Origin of the sequence: uncultured Limosilactobacillus sp., assembly GCF_934202705.1 — a bacterium.
Classification (GTDB): domain Bacteria; phylum Bacillota; class Bacilli; order Lactobacillales; family Lactobacillaceae; genus Limosilactobacillus.
This window is the reverse complement of record NZ_CAKPYE010000009.1, coordinates 36,889-60,398: the sequence shown is the minus strand read 5'-3', so window position 1 is coordinate 60,398 and position 23,510 is coordinate 36,889. Positions and strand designations below refer to the sequence as shown.

22 protein-coding genes are annotated in these 23,510 nt (G+C 42.4%); 14 read left to right on the top strand and 8 right to left on the bottom strand.

Annotation, left to right across the window (positions count from 1 at the left end; all coding sequences use genetic code 11):
- The first annotated feature begins 72 nt into the window (after window positions 1-72).
- The 5 genes from rbsK to sufU all read left to right on the top strand — a co-directional run bounded on the left by rbsK (window position 73) and on the right by sufU (window position 4,643).
- Window positions 73-1,002, top strand: a complete 930-nt coding sequence (rbsK, locus tag Q0C76_RS06815) for a ribokinase (RefSeq protein WP_295731321.1) — start codon at window positions 73-75, stop codon at window positions 1,000-1,002.
- A 25-nt stretch (window positions 1,003-1,027) separates the two neighbouring features.
- Window positions 1,028-1,423: a D-ribose pyranase gene (gene rbsD, locus Q0C76_RS06810; RefSeq protein WP_204784443.1), complete on the top strand. Its 396-nt coding sequence runs from the start codon at window positions 1,028-1,030 to the stop codon at window positions 1,421-1,423.
- Between the two features lie 25 nt (window positions 1,424-1,448).
- Window positions 1,449-2,798: an L-fucose:H+ symporter permease gene (gene fucP, locus Q0C76_RS06805; RefSeq protein WP_295731317.1), complete on the top strand. Its 1,350-nt coding sequence runs from the start codon at window positions 1,449-1,451 to the stop codon at window positions 2,796-2,798.
- Window positions 2,799-2,986: 188 nt separating this feature from the next.
- The gene (locus Q0C76_RS06800) at window positions 2,987-4,213 is read left to right on the top strand and encodes an aminotransferase class V-fold PLP-dependent enzyme (protein WP_295731316.1); all 1,227 of its coding nucleotides are present in this window, start codon (window positions 2,987-2,989) and stop codon (window positions 4,211-4,213) included.
- Window positions 4,200-4,643 (top strand): Fe-S cluster assembly sulfur transfer protein SufU, encoded by a 444-nt coding sequence (sufU, locus tag Q0C76_RS06795; protein WP_295731314.1) that lies wholly within the window; start codon window positions 4,200-4,202, stop codon window positions 4,641-4,643. Before Q0C76_RS06800 ends, sufU begins: the two co-directional genes overlap by 14 nt.
- A 190-nt stretch (window positions 4,644-4,833) precedes the next feature.
- On the opposite strand, the gene Q0C76_RS06790 is transcribed toward sufU, so the two are convergent.
- The gene (locus Q0C76_RS06790; protein WP_295731312.1) at window positions 4,834-5,340 is read right to left on the bottom strand and encodes a flavodoxin family protein; all 507 of its coding nucleotides are present in this window, start codon (window positions 5,338-5,340) and stop codon (window positions 4,834-4,836) included.
- Between the two features lie 137 nt (window positions 5,341-5,477).
- Between Q0C76_RS06790 and Q0C76_RS06785 the strand changes: the two genes are divergently transcribed.
- The 3 genes from Q0C76_RS06785 (at window position 5,478) to Q0C76_RS06775 (ending at window position 9,831) form a co-directional block, all read left to right on the top strand.
- Window positions 5,478-7,028, top strand: coding sequence for an ABC-F family ATP-binding cassette domain-containing protein (locus Q0C76_RS06785; protein WP_295731310.1), 1,551 nt, complete (start codon window positions 5,478-5,480; stop codon window positions 7,026-7,028).
- 235 nt (window positions 7,029-7,263) lie between these two features.
- Window positions 7,264-8,667 carry an SLC45 family MFS transporter gene (locus Q0C76_RS06780; RefSeq protein WP_295731381.1) on the top strand — a complete coding sequence of 468 codons (1,404 nt, stop codon included), beginning with the start codon at window positions 7,264-7,266 and terminating at the stop codon, window positions 8,665-8,667.
- An 84-nt stretch (window positions 8,668-8,751) separates the two neighbouring features.
- Complete coding sequence (locus tag Q0C76_RS06775) at window positions 8,752-9,831, top strand: DHHA1 domain-containing protein (RefSeq protein WP_295731308.1); 1,080 nt, start codon at window positions 8,752-8,754, stop codon at window positions 9,829-9,831.
- A gap of 102 nt (window positions 9,832-9,933) precedes the next feature.
- Here the strand turns inward: Q0C76_RS06775 and Q0C76_RS06770 are convergent, their stop codons facing one another.
- The 3 genes from Q0C76_RS06770 to Q0C76_RS06760 form a co-directional block, all read right to left on the bottom strand.
- The gene (locus Q0C76_RS06770) at window positions 9,934-10,503 is read right to left on the bottom strand and encodes a L,D-transpeptidase (RefSeq protein WP_295731306.1); all 570 of its coding nucleotides are present in this window, start codon (window positions 10,501-10,503) and stop codon (window positions 9,934-9,936) included.
- 137 nt (window positions 10,504-10,640) lie between these two features.
- The gene (locus Q0C76_RS06765) at window positions 10,641-11,180 is read right to left on the bottom strand and encodes a L,D-transpeptidase (RefSeq protein ID WP_295731304.1); all 540 of its coding nucleotides are present in this window, start codon (window positions 11,178-11,180) and stop codon (window positions 10,641-10,643) included.
- A gap of 51 nt (window positions 11,181-11,231) precedes the next feature.
- Complete coding sequence (locus Q0C76_RS06760) at window positions 11,232-12,218, bottom strand: LacI family DNA-binding transcriptional regulator (RefSeq protein WP_295731302.1); 987 nt, start codon at window positions 12,216-12,218, stop codon at window positions 11,232-11,234.
- A 176-nt stretch (window positions 12,219-12,394) separates the two neighbouring features.
- Between Q0C76_RS06760 and Q0C76_RS06755 the strand changes: the two genes are divergently transcribed.
- Window positions 12,395-14,719, top strand: coding sequence for a glycoside hydrolase family 31 protein (locus Q0C76_RS06755; protein WP_295731300.1), 2,325 nt, complete (start codon window positions 12,395-12,397; stop codon window positions 14,717-14,719).
- Between the two features lie 86 nt (window positions 14,720-14,805).
- Here the strand turns inward: Q0C76_RS06755 and Q0C76_RS06750 are convergent, their stop codons facing one another.
- From Q0C76_RS06750 to Q0C76_RS06735, 4 genes are all read right to left on the bottom strand, one after another.
- Window positions 14,806-15,453, bottom strand: a complete 648-nt coding sequence (locus Q0C76_RS06750) for an HAD family hydrolase (RefSeq protein ID WP_295731298.1) — start codon at window positions 15,451-15,453, stop codon at window positions 14,806-14,808.
- 108 nt (window positions 15,454-15,561) lie between these two features.
- The gene (locus tag Q0C76_RS06745) at window positions 15,562-16,473 is read right to left on the bottom strand and encodes a proline-specific peptidase family protein (RefSeq protein WP_295731296.1); all 912 of its coding nucleotides are present in this window, start codon (window positions 16,471-16,473) and stop codon (window positions 15,562-15,564) included.
- A gap of 130 nt (window positions 16,474-16,603) precedes the next feature.
- A complete protein-coding gene (locus tag Q0C76_RS06740) occupies window positions 16,604-19,003 on the bottom strand; it encodes a Xaa-Pro dipeptidyl-peptidase (protein WP_295731294.1) in 2,400 nt (799 codons plus the stop codon).
- Window positions 19,004-19,125: 122 nt separating this feature from the next.
- On the bottom strand, window positions 19,126-20,520 hold the full coding sequence (locus Q0C76_RS06735; RefSeq protein ID WP_295731292.1) for an APC family permease: 1,395 nt from the start codon (window positions 20,518-20,520) through the stop codon (window positions 19,126-19,128).
- Between the two features lie 112 nt (window positions 20,521-20,632).
- Here Q0C76_RS06735 and Q0C76_RS06730 point away from each other — a divergent pair, with 112 nt between their 5' ends.
- The 5 genes from Q0C76_RS06730 (at window position 20,633) to Q0C76_RS06710 (ending at window position 23,428) form a co-directional block, all read left to right on the top strand.
- Complete coding sequence (locus Q0C76_RS06730) at window positions 20,633-21,055, top strand: bis(5'-nucleosyl)-tetraphosphatase (RefSeq protein WP_295731290.1); 423 nt, start codon at window positions 20,633-20,635, stop codon at window positions 21,053-21,055.
- Window positions 21,055-21,618: a guanylate kinase gene (locus tag Q0C76_RS06725; protein ID WP_295731288.1), complete on the top strand. Its 564-nt coding sequence runs from the start codon at window positions 21,055-21,057 to the stop codon at window positions 21,616-21,618. Before Q0C76_RS06730 ends, Q0C76_RS06725 begins: the two co-directional genes overlap by 1 nt.
- Window positions 21,619-21,621: 3 nt before the next feature.
- Complete coding sequence (locus Q0C76_RS06720) at window positions 21,622-22,065, top strand: Fur family transcriptional regulator (protein WP_295731286.1); 444 nt, start codon at window positions 21,622-21,624, stop codon at window positions 22,063-22,065.
- A 63-nt stretch (window positions 22,066-22,128) separates the two neighbouring features.
- On the top strand, window positions 22,129-22,545 hold the full coding sequence (locus Q0C76_RS06715; RefSeq protein ID WP_295731285.1) for a hypothetical protein: 417 nt from the start codon (window positions 22,129-22,131) through the stop codon (window positions 22,543-22,545).
- 13 nt (window positions 22,546-22,558) lie between these two features.
- Window positions 22,559-23,428, top strand: a complete 870-nt coding sequence (locus Q0C76_RS06710; protein ID WP_295731283.1) for a DUF6681 family protein — start codon at window positions 22,559-22,561, stop codon at window positions 23,426-23,428.
- The last annotated feature ends 82 nt before the right edge of the window (window positions 23,429-23,510 follow it).

Sequence of the window (23,510 nt, the reverse complement as noted above, 5' to 3'; positions counted from 1 at the left end):
TGTGGTAAATTATGATCGTTGAAAAAATGTAAAACGGTTTACGTGATTTTACTGAACAAGGAGGATGACAGAATGTCAAACAAGATTGCTGTTCTAGGTAGTATTAATGTTGATACTACTTACCACATGGATCGCTTCCCAGAACCAGGGGAAACTTTGCAAGCTAAAGATAAGTCCTCAGCTCCTGGCGGGAAGGGTGCTAACCAATCAGTTGCCTGTGCTCGTTCGGGTGCCAAGACTTACCATATTGGGATGGTTGGTGCTGACCAAGAAGGTCAATTTATGCGTGAATCAATGCAGGAAGATGGCATTGATACCAAGTTTGTCGGCATTGACAAAATGCACGGCACGGGGACTGCGATGATCACTTTGGACGCGAATGGTCAAAATGACATCATGGTTTATGGTGGTGCTAATCAATCCATGACAACGGATGTTTTGAAGAACACTGATGACTTATTCAAAGAAATTGATTTCATCATTACTCAATTTGAAACACCACAAAAGGTTTCTGCCGAAGCCTTTAAGCGGGCCAAGGAAAATGGCGTAACAACCATTTTAAACCCAGCACCAGCCAAGGACATTGATCCTGAACTGTTAAAGTACACCGACGTGATTGCACCAAACGAAACGGAAAGTGCATTGCTGACGGGAATTAAGATTACTGATGAAGATTCAATGATTAAAACAGCGGAATACTTCAAGAACAAGGGTGTTGACAATCTGTTAATTACCTTAGGTTCCAAGGGTGTCTTCTACTCCACACCAAACGATCATGGCTTAGTTCCAGCATTTAAAGTTAAGCCGGTTGATACAACGGCGGCTGGGGATACGTTCATTGGTGCGTTAGCTTCACAATTGAAGACTGATTTGAGTAACGTTGCCGAAGCATTAGTTTACGCCCAACGTGCCTCAAGCTTAACTGTTCAAAAGATGGGTGCAGCACCATCAATCCCAACTTACGATGAAGTTAAGCAAGCATTAGCCGAAAGCGGTAAATAAATTTTGTTGAAAGGGGAAGTTTAAAATGAAAAAAACAGGAATTTTGAATTCAGAAGTTGCTTCTGTTGTTGCAGGAATGGGCCACATGGACTGGCTGTCAATTGGTGACGCTGGAATGCCAGTTCCGATGGGCACCAAGAAGATTGATCTTTGTGTCGATAAGGAATTACCAAGTTTCATGGACGTTTTGAAAAACGTTTTGAAAGAAATGAAGGTTCAAAAGATTTACTTGGCTGATGAAATCAAGGATCAAAACCCAGAACAATTAGAAAACATCAAGAAGGCTTTGCCAGATGTTGAAATTGAATTCATGCCACACTCAGATTTGAAGAAGAACTTGGCGAAGACCCATGCCTTTATTCGGACTGGGGAAATGACACCATACTCCAACATCATTCTTGAATCTGGAGTAACATTCTAGGAATTATTCAGAAAGAGGTTTAATAATGGATAGTACAAAAAAGCAATCATGGGTTCAGTATCCCGATGGTTACCTTAGCAGAACGCCAATTTGGCAATACATTTTAGTTACTTTAGTCTTCCCATTCTGGGCAATGGCTGCCGCTTTGAACGATATCTTGATTACTCAATTCAAGACGGTCTTTACTTTGAACGATACGGCAACGGCCTTAGTTCAATTTGCTTTCTACGGTGGTTACTTCTTAATTGCTTTACCTGCTGCTGCGATCATTCGGAAGAACACTTATAAATTTGCTATTTTAACTGGCTTAACATTCTTCATTATCGGTTGTGCACTGTTCTTCCCAGCATCACACATGGCAACTTACGGGATGTTCTTAGGTGCTGTGTTTGTTATCGCAATCGGATTAAGTTTCTTGGAAACTTCTTGTGATACTTACTCCACAATGCTTGGACCTAAGAGCACTGCTAACATGCGGATTAACATTTCCCAATTATTAATTCCAATTGGTAACATCACCGGGATTGTTTTAGGTAAGTACCTTGTCTTTGCTGGCCACGGTAACATGGAAGACGAAGTTAAAGGTATGAATGCCGCACAAAAGCTGGCTTACAATAAGGAAGTGCTTCAATTAACTTTGAAGCCATACAAGTACATCTTAGTTGCATTAATTATTCTCTTTATCTTAATTGCAATTACCAAGATGCCATACTCCAAGGCTGCTCCTAAGAAGGACGCCCAAGGGGTTGAAGAAAAGAAGCCATCAACTGGTGAATCAGTTAGTTACTTATTCCACAACAAGCGCTTCATGAAGGCTGTTGGTGCCCAATTCCTTTACGCTGGGATGCAGACTTGTGTCTGGTCATTTACAATTCGTTTAGCATTACGGATTATTCCAAACATTTCAGACCACGCTGCTACTAACTACATGATGTTTGGTTATGCTGCGTTCTTCATTGGTAAGCTACCAGCTACCTGGTTAATGCACCGCTTCTCCATTACTAAGGTTATGACCTGGTACGGGATCCTTGGTACATTGAGCTTAGTCTTTGCCTTCACTTGGCACAGTCAAGCAGCCATTTGGGGTGCTGTTATGAGTGACTTCTTCTTTGGACCATTCTGGCCAACTATTTATGCTCACGGCTTGGACCAAGTTCACGAAAAGAAGTACACCGAAACTGGTGGTGCCTTCATGGTTATGTCCTTAATCGGTGGATCATTAGTTCCGCTTCTGATGGGTCGGGTATCTGACCTTTCAGGTTCAATGCAACTTTCCTTCGTTGTTCCAGCAATCTGTTTCGCATTAATTGCGATTTACTTCTTCACTGAACACCGTTGGGAACAAGCACACCCAGATCAAGTTCAAGAACACTAATCTGGTTGTCAAAAAATGATATAATTAAGAGGTTTGAAAACGGAGGTTTCCAAACCTCTTTTTTATTGTAAGGAGGGAAAAGTATGATCTGGATATATGTCGTGATCGTCATTGTCTGCTTTTTAATTGGAACTGTCTGGAGCTACAAGAAAAATCGGCATCATAAATAAGCGGAGAGGAGTAGAAAAATGGATGTTCAAACAATCCGGCGAGATTTTCCGATTCTTCAGCAACGAGTTAATGAGGAACCGTTAGTCTATTTTGATAATGCTGCTACTTCACAATTGCCATTGCCGGTTTTGGATGCCATGCGAAATTATTATTTAACTGAGCATGCGAATGTTCATCGGGGAGTTCATACGTTAGCAGAACGGGCGACCGAACACTATGAACGGGTTCGACAACAAGTGGCGGATTTTATTAATGCGCAGCGGACAGATGAGATTGTATTTACGCGTTCCACTACTGAGAGTCTTAACGTGATTGCTCGGGGATTTGGTGATCAAGTCGTCCAAAGCGGCGATGAAATCGTCGTGACTGCGATGGAACACCATAGTAATCTAGTTCCTTGGCAGGAGTTAGCAAGCCGGACTGGAGCAGAGCTAAAGTTTATTGAACTTGATGATGAACAAAAATTAGATTTCCAGAGTGCGGCTAAAGTAATTACGCCACGCACCAAGATTGTTGCAATAACGGCTGCTTCTAACGTTCTAGGCACCGTCAACCCGGTCCAAAAGATCGTGGCACTAGCCCATCAGATGAATGCTTACGTAGTGGTCGATGCTGCCCAGTATATTGGTCACCACCCCGTTAATGTACAAACATGGGGGGCGGATTTTATTGCGTTTTCCGGTCATAAAATGTTAGCCCCAACTGGCATCGGTGTTTTATATGGCCAACATGATCGATTAGCGATGACCCGTCCAGTACAGTTTGGTGGCGAAATGATTGAGAACGTGACCCGCGAGAAAACTACTTTTAAAACCGCGCCATTAGGTTTTGAAGCCGGGACACCAAATATTGGCGGGGTCGTCGGTCTCGGGGCGGCAATTGATTATTTCACACGAGTTGGCTGGAAAACAATTGAGCATCGTGAACAACGGTTGACTGACTACCTGCTACCTCGGCTTCGCGAATTTAGTGGAGTCACGTTATATGGACCGCAGCAGTTTCATACCGGCGTGTTCGCCTTTAACTTGAATGGCCTGCATCCGCATGATGTTGCCACGGGATTGGATATGGAAGGAATTGCTGTTCGCGCGGGACATCATTGTGCCCAGCCGTTGATGAAAACGTTGGGCGTGACCGCAACTGTCCGGGCCAGTGTAGCTTTTTATAACACAGTTGATGAGTGTCAACGATTGATAGATGCACTTGCTGCAGTGAAGGAGTTCTTTAGCAATGGGCTTAGCTAAATTAGGTTTCTTATACAAGACTTTGGTATTAGAACATGCCAAACAACCGCATCATTATGCTATTAAACTGCCACAGGATGGCCAACAGTTGACACTGCATAATCCGACGTGCGGTGATACGATTAATGTCTCCCTGCAGATTAAGGCGGGGACGATTCGCCATTTATGTTTCAATGGTGAGGGCTGTACCATTTCCCAAGCAGCTGCCAGTATGATGACTGATGAATTAAATGGCCGGACTGTGAGTGAAGCCCAACGGTTAATTCAAGCGTTTTTAGATTTATGTATGGGCAAAACGATTCCGGAACCATTGCAAAACGAACTAGGGGATGCAGCAGTGATGGGAACCGTTGCTGAATTTCCGGCACGGATTAAGTGTGCAACGCTATCCTGGCACGCGGTACAAGAAATTCTAGCTAGATTTGACTAGGAAAGAGGCCCCTATCTTGACGAGAAGCAGCTTATCTGGGAGTAAAAAAGGACTGTCGTGTATGGCAAAGCCAAACACGACAGTCCTTTTATGTACCCCGCTCTATTCGTATTTCAATTCGATCAGGGCACTTATTTTGCAGTTCCTTAATTGTTAAATTAGCAAAAATAAATGGCAGTTTGTTGGTTTTTTATAAAGATTTTCCCAGCTCATACGCAACTTCTGGATAGAAACGAAGGTGATCTGGACCAGTGACTTTACCAGCAAGAACTTGGCCGCCAAAGCGCCAACCGAGATCATCGAAAATCTCTTTAAATTCAGATTTGATATTATCAAAATTGTCAGTTTCTGCGACCGCAATCAATACGGCAGTCTTTTCTTTTCGTAATTCCTTTGTCCAAAATTGCATATAGTCAATGACCGTTTTCATTTGGGCAGACATGCCAAAGAAGTAGAGGGGGGTACTAAAAACAATGGTGTCGGCCTTGATCATTTCATCTTTTAGTTCTTTTAATCGTTCATGATCTAACTTAAAATGCTGGTCATGATCAACACTCAACATTGGCAAAGGATCACTACCGGCATTAAATAGGATCACTTCTTGACCAGCTTCCTGAGCGCCGGCACTAAAACGATTGGTAATGGCACGAACGGCACCCGCCTTGAGTGGACTGCCGTTAATAATCAACATGCGCATTGTAAGCCCTCCTTAATTTATATGTTGTTAAACGTTCTAACTTCTATCTTAGCACTTTTGAAACTTTTTTGTTGTGTTCGTTAATGTAAGTTGGTATGATTAGTAGTATTTGATTAAATTAGACGGAGGAAAATGGAATGGCCGTTTTAGATGTAACCGGACTAACAATGAGTTTTGCGGATAAGAAGCTGTACGAAAACGCCAGCTTTCAGTTAGAAAAAGGCGAACATATGGGAATTGTCGGTCAAAATGGGGCGGGCAAATCAACCTTAATTAAAATTTTAATCGGGGCTGAATTGCCAGTAGCTGGTCAAATTAAATGGCAAAAGCACACTCGCATTGGCTATTTAGACCAGTATGTTGATATTCCGCATGGAATGACCCTGATTGAGTTTTTGCATACGGCCTTTAGCAAGCTGTACCAAATTAATGATCAAATGAATCAACTGTATGCTGATTATGCGACATCCATGGATGATCAATTGCTAACCAAGGCTGGACGATTACAAGAACAACTTGATGCTAATCATTTTTATGAAATTGAAACCACGATTGAACGGGTAATGACAGGACTCGGTTTGAACGAGATTGGGAAAGATCACGTGGTTTCTGAAATGAGTGGCGGTCAGCGTTCCAAGATTATTTTGGCAAAAATGCTCTTGGAAAATCCAGACGTGATTTTACTGGACGAACCAACTAATTATCTGGACACGGCCCACATTGAATGGCTGATTGATTACCTAAATGATTTTTCTGGAGCTGCCATGATTATTTCCCACGATTACGACTTCTTGGAACAAGTGACGAATTCAATTGTGGATGTGGCCTTTGGCAAAATTACTAAATATCGGGGGAGTTTCCGGCAGGCAATGCGCCAAAAGGAGGAGCGCAAGGAAACACAACAGCGTGAGTACGAAAAACAGCAGGAAACAATTGAAAAGGCGGAACGATTTATTCGTAAGAATAAAGCTGGGTCGAAATCGACAATGGCAAAATCACGGGAGAAAATGTTGGCGCGGATGGAACGGATTGATCCGCCTTCAGACAACTTAAAAGCAACGTTTAAGTTTCCATACGAAAATACTGGCTCCGCGAATGCCTTGCGAGTTACTGAGCTGTCCGTCGGGTATGGCAAGCCCCTCCTCAAACCAGTAACATTTTCCATGACGATGGGTGAAAAATTACTGCTGACTGGATTTAATGGGGTCGGCAAGTCAACCTTAATTAAATCAATTTTAGGAAAAATTCCGGCTTTATCAGGAGCTGTCAGCTTTTCTCCATCGGCAGTTGTGAACTATTTTGATCAAGATCTGGAATGGGACGAGCCGAATCTAACACCATTGCAAACTATTCAAAACCTGTTTCCAACGATGATGCCCAAAACGATTCGGCAACGGTTGGCACGAGCAGGGATTAATGCAGCCAATACGCAAAAACCCCTGCACCTCCTATCAGGTGGTGAACAAACGAAGGTTAAATTAGCCATTCTTGAGCTGACACCAAGTAATTTTTTGGTGATGGATGAACCAACGAATCACCTAGATGATGAAACCAAGGCGGGGTTAAAAAAGGCCCTTCAACAGTTTCCTGGCAACCTCATTTTAGTTAGTCACGAAGCTAGCTTTACGAATGGCTGGTTTGACAAAGTATTGAATGTGGAAAAATTAAGTTTAAAAGAACGGCAATAGCTTGGTTGATAGTTAGCAACGGGGTTAAAGCCGTTTTTTGTTGCTAAAAATGTAAGCGTTTTTGTAAAAGGTGTTGCAAATTGGTAAAAAGATGCTAGGATAAGAATTGTAGTTAATGTAAACGTTTACAAGAGTTAGCTGTCTACAAAAATTAATTTTGTATTTTTTGCAATTATTCAATGATTTATGACGAAATTAGTTTTTGTTGTCAATTAGGGGAGTGTAAATAATGGATATGACACATAAGGGCAATCATCTTCACCAAGCTCAGCCCACCAAACAAGCACGGGTTGATCTTGATGCTGGTTTGCCAGATCTATCAAAACGCGTAATTTTTGCGATTACGTTTGGTTTCTTAGGAATTAACATGGGATTCTCACTGCAGAGTTCTCAAATGAGTCGGATTTTCCAATCCATTGGCGCTAATCCGAACACTTTAGGTTTTTTCTTTATTTTTCCACCACTGATGGGAATGATTGTTCAACCATTAATTGGTAAGTACTCTGACCGGACATGGAACCGCTTTGGGCGGCGGATGCCATACCTGCTGTTTGGGGCACCAATTGCGGCACTGGTATTATTAATGCTACCGTTCTCTGGTTCATTTGGCTTTGGCTACGGTTCAATCGCAGCGATGGTCTTTGCAGCCTTTGCTGTTTGTTTTATGGATCTCTTCAACAACATTTGTATGCAACCATTTCGAATGATTGTCGGTGATATGGTTAACAATAAGCAAAAGAACTTTGCTTGGTCATGGCAACAAATTTTCTTCAACACTGGTGGAATCTTAGCTTCACTGCTCCCATTTATTTTTACCGCATTTGGAATGCATAATACGGCGAAGAAGGGGGTTGTTCCCAATACGGTTATTTGGGCCTACATCGTCGCAGCCGCTGTCTTGTTAATCACTAGTATGTGGACAGTCTTTAACGTTAAAGAATATGATCCAGCAACGTATGCGAAGTATCATGGAATTGACCCAGCCGCTAATAAAAAGTCTGTTTCTCTGTGGCATTTGTTAAAGACGGCACCAAAAGCCTTTTACGAAATTTGCTTGGTCCAATTCTTCAGTTGGGTTGGTGTAATGTATGTTTGGACGTACTCTACTGGGACCTTAGCTAAGAACGTTTGGGGAACCACTAATCCAACCAGCGCCGGCTTCCAAGCAGCTGGTAACTGGTATGGTGTTTTAACGGCCATTTTAAGTGTTGCCGGAATTTGCTGGGGCTTCTTATACTCCAAGTCAAAGGCCACTGCGCGGAAACAATGGTATACATTAGGACTAGCGCTTGGTGGAATTGGTCTGATCCTGGTTTCATTAGCGCACAGTCAAGCTTTGACTGTGGTAGCCTTTATTCTCTTCGGAATTGCTTACTTCACGATTCACACCATTCCATTTACACTGTTAACTTCATCACTCAATGGGACTAACGAAGGGGCCTACATGGGACTCTTTAACATTGGAATTTGTTTACCACAAATTGTGGCATCATTGCTCAGTTTTATTATCTTCCCAATGACGGGTAAGGACCAACCAACAATGATGCTAATTGCCGGAATTTCTTTAATCATTGGTGCCATCGCGGTTCACCAAATTCATGAAGGGGTTTCTGCTGCTAAAGCTGAAGCAACTAAATAGTTTGATTAAAACAGAAGTGCTGAACGACTAGTGGTCGTCCAGCACTTTTTGTATAATTGAGAAAAATAATGGGGAATGAATGAGATGACGAATCGACAAATTAAAATTTTTTCGCATAATGACCTAGACGGCTTTGGGGCGCCATACTTACTCCAGGTAGTGCAAGCAACAGTTTTTCCGGATGAACAGTTTACGATCACCAATATTGGTGCCGGCAAAATCGATGAGGAACTAGATCACTGGTTTACCCATGCCGACTTAGGGTCCTTTTCTGATGCTTATATCATGGACATGACGCCAGAAAGTGAACATACTTTTCGTGAACTGAACGCGCATTTTGCTAATCATTGGTTAGTCTTTGACCATCATGAGACCGCTGCTGATATTCGACAAATGTATTCGAATAATATGGTGACGTTTGAGAATGACCAAAATCAAAGTGCAACCAGCCTAGTTTGGCAATGGATACAGCACCAGCCGCGTTTTAAGATGCTGTCGTTAGAACGGCAGCAACAATTAGCCCAAGTTGTTGAATTGATTCGAGCTTACGATACATGGGATTGGCAAAATGATGCCACACTGCCTGCTGAGGTAAAAACAGGAGCGGATGAATTAGACCAGCTCTTTTGGTTTTATCCGCTGGATCATTCAACTGACTTCATTCAAGCTGTTTTACAGCAGGGATGGCCACATTATCGACAGGCCAATCAATTATTAATTCAGACGTTAAATGATCGGCGAAGCCATTATCTCCATCATCATTTAAAAGATGTGTTAATCGATGAATTAGCAGGGCATCAGTGGGGATTTGTTTATGCGGATGATTATAAGTCAGAAATTGCTCATGAATTGCTGCAAGAGCATCCCGAAGCTGAAGCAGCGATGGTGATTAGCCCGACCAGTTTATCATTACGAAGCAACGGCCAAATTGATGTGGCCCAGTTTGCGGAAAAGTATTTTCATGGTGGCGGGCATGCTGATGCTGCCGGTGGCCGAATTGACATTAATCTGATTCAAGTTGGCGAACGGGCAGTGATTGATCATTTGCAGAATCAAATTCAAGAAGCTCGGACAGAAAAAGCTGCTAGTCAAGAAACGGTTGCCGATAACTTAGATCCGGCAGTGGCAGCAAAGCTAGCAACCTTATTTGGTGATCAAAAATAGGGAGTTGGTTATATCCTAGCGATGCATAATTGGCTCCTTTGCGAATTGTATTATTTGTATTAAAGTCTTGCAAAGTACTTTGGTATGGATAGTTCCTTGAATTTAAGAATTCGTAATTACCACTTTAGTGCCTTGTTTAATGTTTTGATATAACCAGCGAGCGTCTGGTACAGAAAGTCGGATACAACCATGAGAATTGGCTGCTTTCCCCAGTTCTTGTGCTTCATTCACCAGATATTGACCTTGATGGTTAATCGGAACAGAGTGAAAAAGGTATTCGCCATGATTTTTCCATGAAACCCAGTAACGAGCCCCCTCACCGCTTTTGGCGTTGAAAAATGATAAACCACGTTCGGCTTGAATTCGGTAGGTTCCATTGGGAGTCTGATTGCTTTTTCCAGAACCCGTTGATGCATACATTGTGTAGAGGACTTTTCCGTGATTAATCAGGAAGACCCGTTGTTTGCTTTTTGATACGAGTAGCCAAAGATGGGGATACTGGTTAACATTCGGATAGGGCTTATTTTCAGATGAATGTAGCCATTGGCTGTTGGTAGGAGCACGGTTCGTGATTGATGTGTTCTCAAGATGCTGGTAGAAAAGGTAGCGTCCACCAAAGATGACCAGGCATACAACAATGATCGAAATAATTAAACGATGAATAAATTTCATGATGAACTTCCTCAAGTATTAACGATTAGCAATGAGTTTACCACAAAAAACAGGCAGAGAAGTAAGTTTAACCGTAATTAAATGATGATAAAAAATCGGCTAGCCTCATGCGAGACTGGCCGATTTAATGGTTTTTACTAATTTTTTGAAATAACGACTTTCGTACCAGTGGGAATGTTTTTATACATCCACTGGGAATCTGGAATTGAGAGACGGATGCAACCATGTGACATTGGCTTTTTACCAAGGTAAGAAGCCTGTTTCTTGTTATATTGCCCTTTGTCATTAATTGGCACAGAGTGGAAGAGGAAGTCGTTGCCTTTCCAAGCCACATAGTAATTAGCACCGGCTTTTTCTGCTTGATTATAGAAAGTGTCGCCACGAATATCTTCAATATGGTAAGTGCCTGTCGGCGTTGCGTTGTGCGCACCAGAAGAACAATACATTGTATATAGCTTTTTATTTTTCTTGCTCATTAAGTAAACCCGTTGCTTTTTGAGATTGACATGAATCCACATTCCGGGATTCTTTTGAACATTTGGGTATGGCTTACTTTCTGATGGCTTTCGATAGTCAATTTTAGCAGCCTGCGCGTTAAGCTTTGTTCCACCCATGATGATGAGTAGTGAGGTTAGCACTAACGTGACTCCTAAAAAGAGTTTTTTAAATTGCTTCATGATAATTCGCTCCCTTATTGATACAGGGAACATTCTATCACATTTATGAACTTAATTACGGATCTTTTTAACGCTTTCGCGAGCCACAATTTTAACTGGGATAAATTCAGCAGCGGTATTTTGTATTAAACTTTGCACACTACGCTGACCCATTAATTGAAATTCCTGTGAAATACTGGTGATGGTTGGTGAGGTAATATCACAAATGAAAGTGCCGTCAATACTAATGATCGAAAGATCTTGTGGTAGTTGATAATGGTACTGGGTGGCGGCTTTAATAATCCCGGCAGCCACCATATCACTAGCGGCAACCACGGCAGTTAGCCCGCAATGACGGACCTTTTTAAAGAGCGATTGCCCGCTTTCAAAGCCATAATCACCATATTGAACCCAGTTGGGATCGACCACTAGATTAGCCTTAGTCATCATTTTTTCATAGCCAAGCAATCGTTGTTGACCAGTGGTGGAGTGGTCAATCCCGAGAAGACCAATTTTGGAGTGTCCACGGTCAATTAAGTATTGAGTTGCTAGTTCACCAATTTTGATATTGTCGGAACTGATGAACTGCGTTTTCTGATCATCGCTACCATAAATTGAAACAAAACGGTAAGGTAACCCCGAACTGTTCAGGAGACGAAGCTGTTGTGCATCCACCTTCGCAGCGACTAATAAAATACCGGAAACTGACCGTGCGAGAGCATCATTAATGGCTTGAGTCAACATTTGATGGTCATTATTACCAGCGTAGAAAATAATTGAACTTCGGTGAGTAGCACGGAGCACTTCTTGGATACCATCCAAAACCTCCTGCCAAAAATTAGTTTTGGTATTGTTAATAATGATTGCAATTGTTTTGACTTCGTTGGCTGCCAATTCAGCAGCCGAGACGTTCCGGTGGTAGCCTAATTTGTTGGCAATTTGGCGCACGGCTTTAGCAGTGTCTTCCCGATAAGTGCCTTTTTTATTTGAGAGAACGCGGGATACCGTCGCAGTCGAAACGTGGGCGGCTTTGGCGACGTCCTTAATAGTGGCCTTCATAAAATCATTTCCTTTACAGAGATATCGTTACTCCTATTATAAAGCAATCCATCAAACTAGCAAGCGTTTACATTGCTGATAAATAGCTATTGTAAACGTTTACGTAATGTGGTACAGTGTTCACTGTAAACGGATTACATTTAACTTCAGGTCAACTGAAAGGAAGTTTCATGACGATGAGTAATCAATTAACAGGGTATCAAGATGATAATCAAAAAATTACTTTAAACTTTGCGACAGGCAAAAACTTAATTTTAAACATTTTGACGAGCGAAATTGTTCAAGTGTTTCAGGATCATGGCTGTCCAACAAATTCATATGCAATCGAAGGCAATAAGCAACGGAAAACAAATTATACGGTTGACAACAAAGGCGACCACATTGAAATTCGAACAGGAGCGTTAATTGTTAAAGCCTACGATGATGCCAAAATTGATGTTTATGATACGGATGGCAATCCACTAGTTCTTGATTATCGTGGTGAGCGGCACCCATTACCAACTGATATGGACGATGAACACCGGAAGACTGTGATGTCAGAAGGTCATGCTGTTCATGCGAAGGCTAATCCTGATAACGTTAATTTTGAAATTATTAAATCCTTGGCTCAAGACGAAGTCTTTTACGGTCTAGGTGGTAAAACCGGATTCTTAAATAAGCGTGGTTATGAGTATGATAACTGGAACAGTGATGTGCCGGTTCTGCACAATGAAACCGAAACTCATTTATACAAATCCATTCCAGTAATGTATGGACTAAAGAATGGTCATCCATATGGGCTCTTCTTTGATGACACCTACAAGAGTCACTTCGATCTAGGTAAGGAAAGTGACAATTATTATTACTACTCTGCAGTTGGCGGCAATGTTGACTATTACATTCTTGGTGGTCATACGCTAAAGGATGTCGTTGCTAACTACACCTACTTAACCGGAGTAGTGCCGTTGCCACAAAAATGGATGCTTGGTTACCAGCAATCACGGTGGGGCTACAGTACGAGTGATGAGCGCGTTGAAAGCATTGCGGATGGTTTTGCGGAGCACAATCTGCCAATTGACGTCATCCACTTGGACATTGACTACATGTACGGCTACCGTGACTTCACTTGGGATACCACTAAATATGAGGATCCAAAAGCCTTTGTACAAAAAATGAAACAGCGTGGGATTCGTTTAATGCCAATTTTGGATGCCGGAGTTAAGGTCGACGATAAGTATGACATCTATAAAGAAGGGATGGAGAAAGGTTACTTTGTAACTAATCCTGACGGCAGTGTTTATATCGGTTCCGTTTGGCCAGGTGACTCGGTTTTCCCAGACTTTGGCAATGAGGATGTCCGCAAGTGGTGGGCAAAACATGTGAAGTTCTTTGCCGACATGGGCGTTTGTGGTGTTTGGAATGATATGGATGAACCTGCGAACTTCAGAGCTAAGGGCCAATTACCTGATGATTTAGTCTTCCATGATGGGGTTAATATTAGCACCCATGCAAAGATGCATAACGTCTTTGGTCACCTGCAGGCACAAGCCACTTATGAAGGAATGAAGCAGGCCACTGGTAAGCGTCCGTACATTATTACTCGGGCTGCTTATGCAGGAACACAAAAGTATTCCACTGTTTGGACCGGGGATAATACTGCCGTTTGGTCTCATTTACAATTAGCAATTCCACAATTAAATGGGTTAGGACTCAGTGGCTTTGCGTTCGCCGGGACCGATATTGGTGGGTTCCAAGAGGATACGACACCTGAACTGTTAACGCGGTGGATTGAAGCTTCGTTACTAGTTCCATTATTCCGGAACCATTCAATTTTGGGTTCACGGTACCAAGAACCATGGGCTTTTGATAAGCAAACTCTGGACATTTACCGCAAGTACTTGAACCTGCGTTACCGGTTTATTCCATACTTATATGATCAGTTCCGTCATGAAACTGATTCTGGCTTGCCAGTGATGCGGCCGCTCGTGCTCAATTACCCAGATGATCATGAGACCCGGAATTTGAATGATGAGTACATGATCGGCACCAATGTTTTGGTCGCACCAATTGTTAATCAAGGAGCAACGAAGCGATTAGTTTACTTACCGGCAGGTAACTGGATTGACTTTTGGAACCATGCTGAGTATGCTGGTCGGCAATACATTATGGCGGATGCACCAATTGATAAGTTGCCGATTTTTATTAAAGCTAACACGGTTCTACCATGGGGCAACAAAGTTATGCACGTGAGTGATGAACCAGAGAAGGTCATGACGTTCAGACTCTTTGGTGAATGTGGTTCTTACAAGCATTACCAAGATAATGGACAAGACTTTAAGTATCAACAAGGTGAATTTAACGAGTACTACGTTGAAATTACGGAAGACGGACACGTTGCTGTGAAATTAACCAAGCATGGTTATCAGCCAACTTATCAGAAAGTTTATGTTGAAACTGATCAAAGCCGCCTTGAATTTGATTACAATTCAGAGACTGATGAGTACGAATTAGCTCATGAATAGAAAATAGCGCAAAAGAGTGGCACAGAGTTCAATTCACCTGAACTCTGCGCCACTTTTGGTATCATTAGTTGAATTTTGCGTAATCGTTAGTACTTTTCTAGGTCCGTTGGTGTTTGAAGCAAGAAATCCGCGGCGTCTTTTATCGAATCAGGGTCTGCGGAACCGTATAACGCTGCTGCAAATTTGACCCCGGCTGCGTGAGCGGCCTTCAAATCATTAATGGTATCACCAATGTAGACGGTCGTATTTGGGTCGGCATCAAGTGCTTTTACTGCTGCTAAGATGGGATCTGGAGATGGTTTATGCTTTTGGGTATCTTCAGAAGTAATAGCAACCTTGAAAAGATCGGCAAAATAATACTGGCGTTTAAACTTGGCATACTCATAGGCCAACTTTGATGTCGCAACCGCTAGCTGACTATCAGGACGTTTTGCCAGATCGTCCAGCAATTCTTTAATCCCTGGAAAGACGGTCACACGATCCTGTCGGGTATAAGAAAGACGGAACCATTCTTCTTGGATGGGACGAAGATCTTTTTCCTTAACCTTAGCAAGACGAAGCGCATCATCGGCGGTAATGCCAAAACCTTCTTTGTTGAGCCGGTCAGTTTCTTCGGGTGTGTATTGATAACCATGTTTGGCGAGCACTTCAAACATGGCAGGCATGTACATGTCGAGGGTATTGATTAGTGTTCCATCAATATCAAAAATAAAGTTTTTCATTTGAGCCATCATAATTCCTCCCAGGTAATAATAATTCCATTTTACGCCCTTTTTGAGGAAACCAAAAGGAAATCCAAAAACAACCAGGACCGACGATCACCGATCCTGGTTGTTGCAAGTTTATTGATTAAATGTTCCTGCTTCGACCTGACGGAGGAAATCAGCTAAGTGCTGATAGTAAACATCTGGATTATCAAGCATATGGTGGTGACCACCATTTGGCGTTGTCACCAGTTTGGCGTTTGGAATCAGTTTTTCCATTCGTCGGGCAGCACTGAGTGGCATTGTTTCATGCTCACCAAATGTTAACAGCGTTGGCACTTTAATGTTGTGTAGTTGGTTGGTAAAATGCCAACTGGCTAGTTTACCAGTAATGACGAACTCGTTGTCACCTTGGAAGGCATGGTAAACAGCGTCACCGTCTAAGCTACGGACGTGGTCAAGCTTGGATGGTTGCTTGCGATCAACGTAATTTTCGTTGAGGACTTGCACATCAGCTTGATAACGATCATTGTCCCAGTTACCATTGGTTTCGCACTCTTTCATAAAGGCGACTTCTTCAGTAGGCAACACGTCTTCACGAATTTTATTAACGTGTTCGACGTAATCATCAACGTCGTCCACCATGGAAGAGATAATGGCACCCTTAAGATGTTGACCATACTTAACCGCGTATTCTTGAACTAACAAACCACCCCAGCTTTGACCGATTAAATAGAAGTTGTCAAGGCCGAGTTTTTGACGCACTTCTTCAACTTCATCCAGGAAATATTCGTAGGTTAAATATTTTTTGGCAATTTGCGGGTCAGAATAATCCGGTTGGTCTGAATAGAGTGAACCAAGTTGATCATACATGTGAACTTGGACGTTCAATCCTTGTTTTTTTAGTTGTGCGGCAGTGTCTTCCCAATATTCGTGATTACCACCGGGCCCACCGTGGAGGGCGAGTAAATGGATATCACCTTCACCTTGGGTGTTAGTCCAGAGATGGTAACCATTATCGAGTGTTAAGATCTTCGTTCCTTGTTTCATAATCTGCCTTCCTCTCTGCTTAATTATTAGAATATGGTAAATGTTAACTCATTTTTCTTTAAATAACAATGCCTGGTAGCTGTCATTATCATGACGCCACCAGGCATTGACTTTAAGATGAGAGTGCTAATTAGTTATTTGGTAGAATTAACGAGCAATTTTGCGGGTCAATTTGATAGGAAATGGCTTCGTTACCCCGTAACGTCATTTCGTAGTCCGTTGCAAACAGGATTAATTCTAATTGGTGACCAGCGCTTAAGGTGTGAAAGACTGGTTGCAGCGGTAGTTCGACATCAACAAACTGACCAGCAACTAAATCGTCAACGGTTGACGCGTCATGACGATTTTGGAGGTTGATATGGCCATATGAAATGACTTTCGCATCAGTTGGTTGCTTTTGAAGTTGGAATTCGCGAAGATCGTCTGTGCCGAAGTGGTAAGCTAGTTCAAGGCCGCCTTTTGCGAGAATGACCGGTGAAATAGTTAAGCGCTTCGCGGTTCCGCGATCAACTAGGCGGGCACTCAATAATCCATGGTCAACAGACGCCGCAATGCGAACTTTTAATGTTGGAGTGCCGCGTAATAGCCAATCGTTTTTCAATGGTGCACTACTAAAGTGGGCGCTAAATTGACCATCGCGATCATTTAACAAGGCTTTGGACCAATCAGCAGGATGGTGACACCATTGCTGATAAGTTGACGCCGTTTGCTGATCATTAAAGGTTACGACCGAAGCATTAGTTGGCTGTTCAGTGGTGAGACCGTGGGCAGTGAGATTAAGGGTCGTACTGTGGTTACCTGACCAGTTCGTATAGGTGGTCCATGTTTCTGGATGGATATTGTCCTGAACCAGCACATTGGGTAGTAAATCATCAGCATGGTTCTCTAAGTTCCATAGTTTGTTGGCAAACCATAGGTTAATCATTTCTGAGAAGTCTAGTGAGCGGAAAGCATTAATGTAGATGTGTTGGCCTTGATGCAGAATTAACTTACTAGTGTTGGGCATTCCTTGGAGGGCATCGTAAAGGTTCTTTACATTGACTGGTTTAACGTTCCAGTCGTTAAGCCCATGCACCATCATGACGGAACACTTAATGTTATCAACGTTTGGCATGTAATTACGGTGTGCCCAAAAGCCATTATAGTTCCCGGTAGACCGGTCTTCAGCTGCTTCTAGTCCCTTCAGATAACGATTATTGGTAGTTTCAATTCGTTGATAGTCAGCAGGTGATTTGGTCCGGCTGAAGGTTTCAGCAGCCAATACGTCAGCATCCTCACCTTGAAAACCACCTGGAGCCATTACTAAGCCGTTTTCTCGGTAATAGTCATACCAATTGGAAATTGCCGCTTCGCTAACGATGGCTTTCAAACCAGGAACGCCAGTTGTTGCCACTGCCGTCGCCAGGGTACCGAGATAAGAACGTCCCGTCATTCCAACATTACCATTACACCAATCTGCGCGGATGGTGATTCCGCTGGTACGATCCGTGAATGCCCGACGGTCACCATGAAGCCATTCCACAACTGCCTTCATTGAAGCAGTTTGTTCCGGTGAACCACAGGTTTGTAAACCATCAGAATCTTTTGTGCCAATGCCAGAAGCATAGACAATGGCATAGCCACGCACGCTTAAGTAAGTATTCAGGGTGTATGCTGGCGTGGAACTAAATGACTCTGTAGCGGTTTGGCTTTCGCCATTGACTGAATGTTTGGTAAAAGTCATTGGGAAATTGGGTTCCTCAGGCGATTGTTCTTTGGCACGCTTATGTGTAAGTGGCACATTAACATTATGGGTAATTTTTTCGCCCCATTCATCATTGGTCCCTTGATTATATGGACTCGCGGTGAAGACGGCAGGAACTTTTAAGCCATTATTACTGTCTACAGGACGCATGATTTCGACCTTCACAAGGTCAGTCTGACCATCATAATCAGTGTCCATGTCAGTTTCAACATACACCACTTCGCGAATAAAGCTGGTTGGATCAAAACTAGCAATTGGCTTGCCATTGAAAAAGATTGGCTTTTGATTAACTGGTAAGGAGTATGTCCAAGTGAGCATTCCTTGGCTAGTAAGGCGGTCGAGTAAATTTTGCCCGAGTTTAGTGCGAGTATTTAATAACAAGTAAAAGGCATCGATGATGTTAGCGGTGGTCCATTTAGCATGCTGTTCCATTGGCAATTGAATCTTTTTCATCCCAGCAAGGGGGGCGTGGATATCAAAATCAATTGCTGGTTCAAATTGGAGCAGCTGGAGGGCGACGAGATAGAAAACGTCATCCGTTAATGATGCATCTTGAGTTAACCAATCAGTAATCGAAAGGTTTGGTGTAGCCAGAAGGCTATTTAGCCATTCATGGTCAAGTGCGGGAGTTTGACCCGCAACATGAATTCTGGTCAGTAATTTTGTCCAGAGTTGGTTGGGGGTAAGTTGTTGCTCTTCATCCGGCTGTAGTAAACGAATTTTTTGTAGCTCAGTGATGCGTTGCTGGTGATCAGCTGGGGCAATTGCAAATTGATTATTTTTCATCGAAAGAACACCTCGCATAATATAGTTATCATTATTATTACACTCTCGATGGGAGAAAAGTAGTTAAATATTATTAATAATTAACAAAACGGGCAACTAATGATCAGTTGCCCGTTAAGATTTTATTTGTTGGAAGCGATCGTACTGTGGCGGTAGCCATAACTAAAGTAAATGACAATGCCAAGAATGAACCAAATTCCTGCTCCAATAAAAGTGGTTTTGCCTAGTTGACAAATCATCCAGATACAAGCCAGCCCCGAAATGATTGGCAAGATCGGATAAAGCGGTACTTGGAAACCACCATGGTTATTGATGTCTTGTCGATGGCGAAGCGGGATGATCCCAAATGAAACAAAAGTAAATGCTAATAGTGTGCCAATGTTAACCAAACTTGTTAATTCATCAAGGGATACTAAACCACCCATCACGGCGATAATGATGGTGACAAAGAGTAACGCGTTTTCTGGAGTTTCCCCCTTTGCTTCGTTTAATTTACTGAGGGGCTTTGGCAATAAGCCATCCCGCCCGATTGAGTAAACCAATCGTGAACTGGCAAAAATGGTGGTAATCATCATGGTAAACATACCGATTAAAGCACCAATTGCCAACGTATCAGCTAGCCAACCCTGATGAACTAATTTTAAAGCGTACGAAACCGGGTTTGCGACATCCAATTTGGTGTACTTTACCATACCGACTAAGACAGCTGAGACGCCCATATACAGGACCGCAGCAACGAGCAGAGTGCCTAAAATACCGATTGGCATGTTCTTTTTCGGACTTTTAACTTCCGCGGCGGAACTTGAAACAGCGTCAAAGCCAAGAAAGGCAAAGAAGACAGTCGTTGCACCCTTCAAAACACCGCTCACGTGATAAGGTAAGAATGGATGATAATTAGCGGGCTTGATAAAGAAGAAGCCGACACCGATAAACATTAAAATAATTGCAATCTTTAAAATAACCATGGCATTGTTAACCCGTTTGGATGATTGCATCCCACGCGATAAGATTAAGCTAACGATCAAAACAATGATCACAGCTACTAAATTAAAGTAGGTTCCATGAGCAGGGTCAAACGGCCCGGCCACGGCCTTTGGAATGTGAATACCGAAGCTAGCCAATAATGAGTTGAAATAGGCAGACCAGCCGGTTGAGACGGTAGCCACTGCTAGCATATATTCAAGCACTAGTGCCCAACCAAGGATCCAACCGATGAATTCACCAAAAATAATATTGCCATATGAATAGGCGCTTCCGGCAACGGGGAGCGCAGACGAAAATTCTGCGTAACACATTGCTGCAAGAGCACAAACAATCGCTGCTAAAAGGAATGATATAATTACTCCCGGACCAGCATCATTAGCAGCAACGGTCCCCGGGAGAATAAAGATCCCAGTTCCGATTACTGCTCCAACACCCATGGTCATTAAATCAAAAGCGGAGAGCGATTTAACGAAGTGCTGGTCGGCTCCTAAGTAATTAGAAAGACTTTCCTTTCTGAAAATTTTTAAATGCATAATCACTAACCACCTTTGTTATAATGTCATATAATATAGATTCCGCATTAGAACTATCATAATGTTAACAAACATTAAAAGTCAATTAAAAATTCATTAAGAGGTGTTCAGAATGGCAATTGAAGTTACAGCTGGAGCAGTTGTGTACCGGTTGAACAATGGCGAATTACAGTACCTGTTATTAGAAAGTACCAACCAAGGAAACTTCTGGGGCTTTCCGAAGGGGCATGTTGAAGTCAATGAGACTCTGGAGGCAACTGCTCATCGTGAAATCAAAGAAGAAACGTCCCTGGATTTACCAATCGATACTAGTTTTCATGTCTATACTGAATATGATTTGCCGAATGGCAATCGGAAACAAATGACCCTCTATACTGCCAAACTCGCGGAATCAGAACCGCTAAAACTGCAAGCTGAGGAAATTAAAGGTGCGGGCTGGTTTAATTATGATGAAGCCCGACAACGGTTGACTTATACTAATTTGAAAGAACTTTTGTCCCAAGTGCACGCTCATTTGATTAGTCAGCAAAACTAATGGAGAAGAAAAAAGTATTTGTAATCACTGGAGCGACTGGTTCTGGGAAAACGACGGTTGCCCGCTATTTAAAAAAGAAGTATGACATGTTTAAAGTGATTACGCACACAACACGGCCACCGCGTTCAAATGAACGGGATGGGGTTGATTATTACTTTGAAGATCGCCATTCAATGCAAAAGCTGCACTTGTTGGAAAAGGTGGAGTATGATCACCACTTATACGGATCTTCATTGGAAGGATTAAAACGTGGCTGGCGTGACCACCGTTTTGATGTCATTGTGTTAGATACCAAAGGGGCCATTACTTATAAGGAAAAGCTTGGTGACCAAGCAATCATTATTTTTTTGACCGTTTCTCACTTTAAAAAATTAGCACAACGACTGAAATCACGCGGTGATTTAAAACAAGCCATTACCTCGCGACTACGTAGTAATGAATATGAACGTGACCTCACACTACCAGTTCAATTGCGCGGCAAGGCTCACGTGATCGTAAATGATCGCTGGAAGGAAACGGCTGCAAAACTGGACCAGCTTTTTCATCAGGAAGTGGAGGGATAATCAATGACGGAAAGTCTTACATTCGCTAAGCAACGAATCAAGCAACGTGGTCTCCGTTGGACCAAACAACGGGAATCGTTAGTCCGAATTTTAGAAGCTTCCTTAGATCGGTATGTTGACATTACGGAGGTCGATCGGCGAATGCGCAAACAGTACCCAAACATTAGCCACGATACGATTTACCGCAATCTTCAAGAATTTAAAGAACTAAAATTGGTTGAAACGAAACCCGGAACAAACGGCTTAATGGTGAAGTTAGAATGTGATCCACACCATCATCACCATTTTATTTGTCAAAATTGTGGCAAGGTGCAAGAAATTAAGATGGTCAACTTTGATTATGCAGATTACCAAAAACAGTTACCAGGGGCCAAAATTACCGGCCATAGTTTTGAACTGTATGGTTATTGCGCAGAATGTCAACGGCGGATGAATGAAAAATCTTAGGAGATCCTTAACCTTCATTCGGCAGAAAGTTGATTATAATTGGGTACAAAAAGGAGCTTGAAAATGTTAAAAACACCACCATTTGTTACCCCATTTGCTCTAGTGTCATTAGTTTTAGCATTAGGTGCAACGAACGTGGTTGTTAACAAAACGACCCATACAAATGAAGGGGCAAAAGTAACCAGTACGCGCACTAGGCAGCGGACAACCGATGATCAGCAGCGTGACAGTAGTGATCGCAATAGTAATAATGATGATCGTGATGATCAATCATCGTCGTCAACCACTCGGTCCAGCTCATCCACTAATAATCAGACAAATAATAACGGTGGCACGGCTGGACAAAATGAAACTACTACCAACAAGTCGAATTCAACAAATGAGAACACGACCACCACTAATAACGGTACTAATAATAATCAAGACACTAATCAATCCAAGCCGACTAGTGGTGCCGGTGGTACCACTAGTAACAACTAAGGGAGGGTAAGCCATGTTTAGTTTTCTTGATATGATTAACCATTCATTGGGCTACTTTAATATCAATACCAAGTTAAAAAATAAGATTTACACGGTGGTGGCCCTGCTTGGTGATTTCTACTTAATTTATGTTACATATCGATTATTAGTAAATCGGGTTTGGATGCGGGGCCTGCTGTACTGTTTAGCAGTGGTACTGATTACATACTACGTATATTTAAATGCTGTCTACTATTTTTTAGATCGGACATCGCGATATGATGTGCTTTCACCATGGTTAGTGAAAATTACGGGTTATGACCAAAGCAATGAAACTCGACAGCAAACACGCGCTGATCGGGCTGCTGCAATGATCAATAACCAGGCTAACGGTTATTTCACGGATAGTAATTTGATTAGTGCTGAAGTGGCCATTAATCATGAAGAACAATATAATTTGCGCCATTTGGTAGATCAATTAGTGGAACAGGGGATTTTTACTGCAAACTATAATGGGAAAGATGCGGAGGCCATTATTGATGAATACAATCAAACTCATCAACCGGTGAATGCATTGAACGATCATCAAACCCCACCGTACTTTGATCTTGTCCATAATGAATTCGAACATCGCCTCGAAATTTATGCTGGACTGAATCAAATGGAGCGTGTTCGAGTCGGTCACATTACTAAAGTCGGGTTGACTGACGTCCATGCGGCTCACGAGAAGTACCGCTTGTACTTGGCCAATGTTTATGTCATTGGCGGTCCGCATAAGATTCCTGGACGACGGGGAACGACCATTTTGACGGACGGTGATTTTGGCCTGGTTGCGCATGTGGCTTATAAAGATCGTGAAGAACATGCAGCAACCGCTCAGCAGCGACGAAATCTTTATCAATAGTGTGAACAGGTTGTGACGGGTGAAAAAGTCCAGTCACAACCTGCTTTTTTTGATAAAATAAGATTATTACGTTTATGGAGGA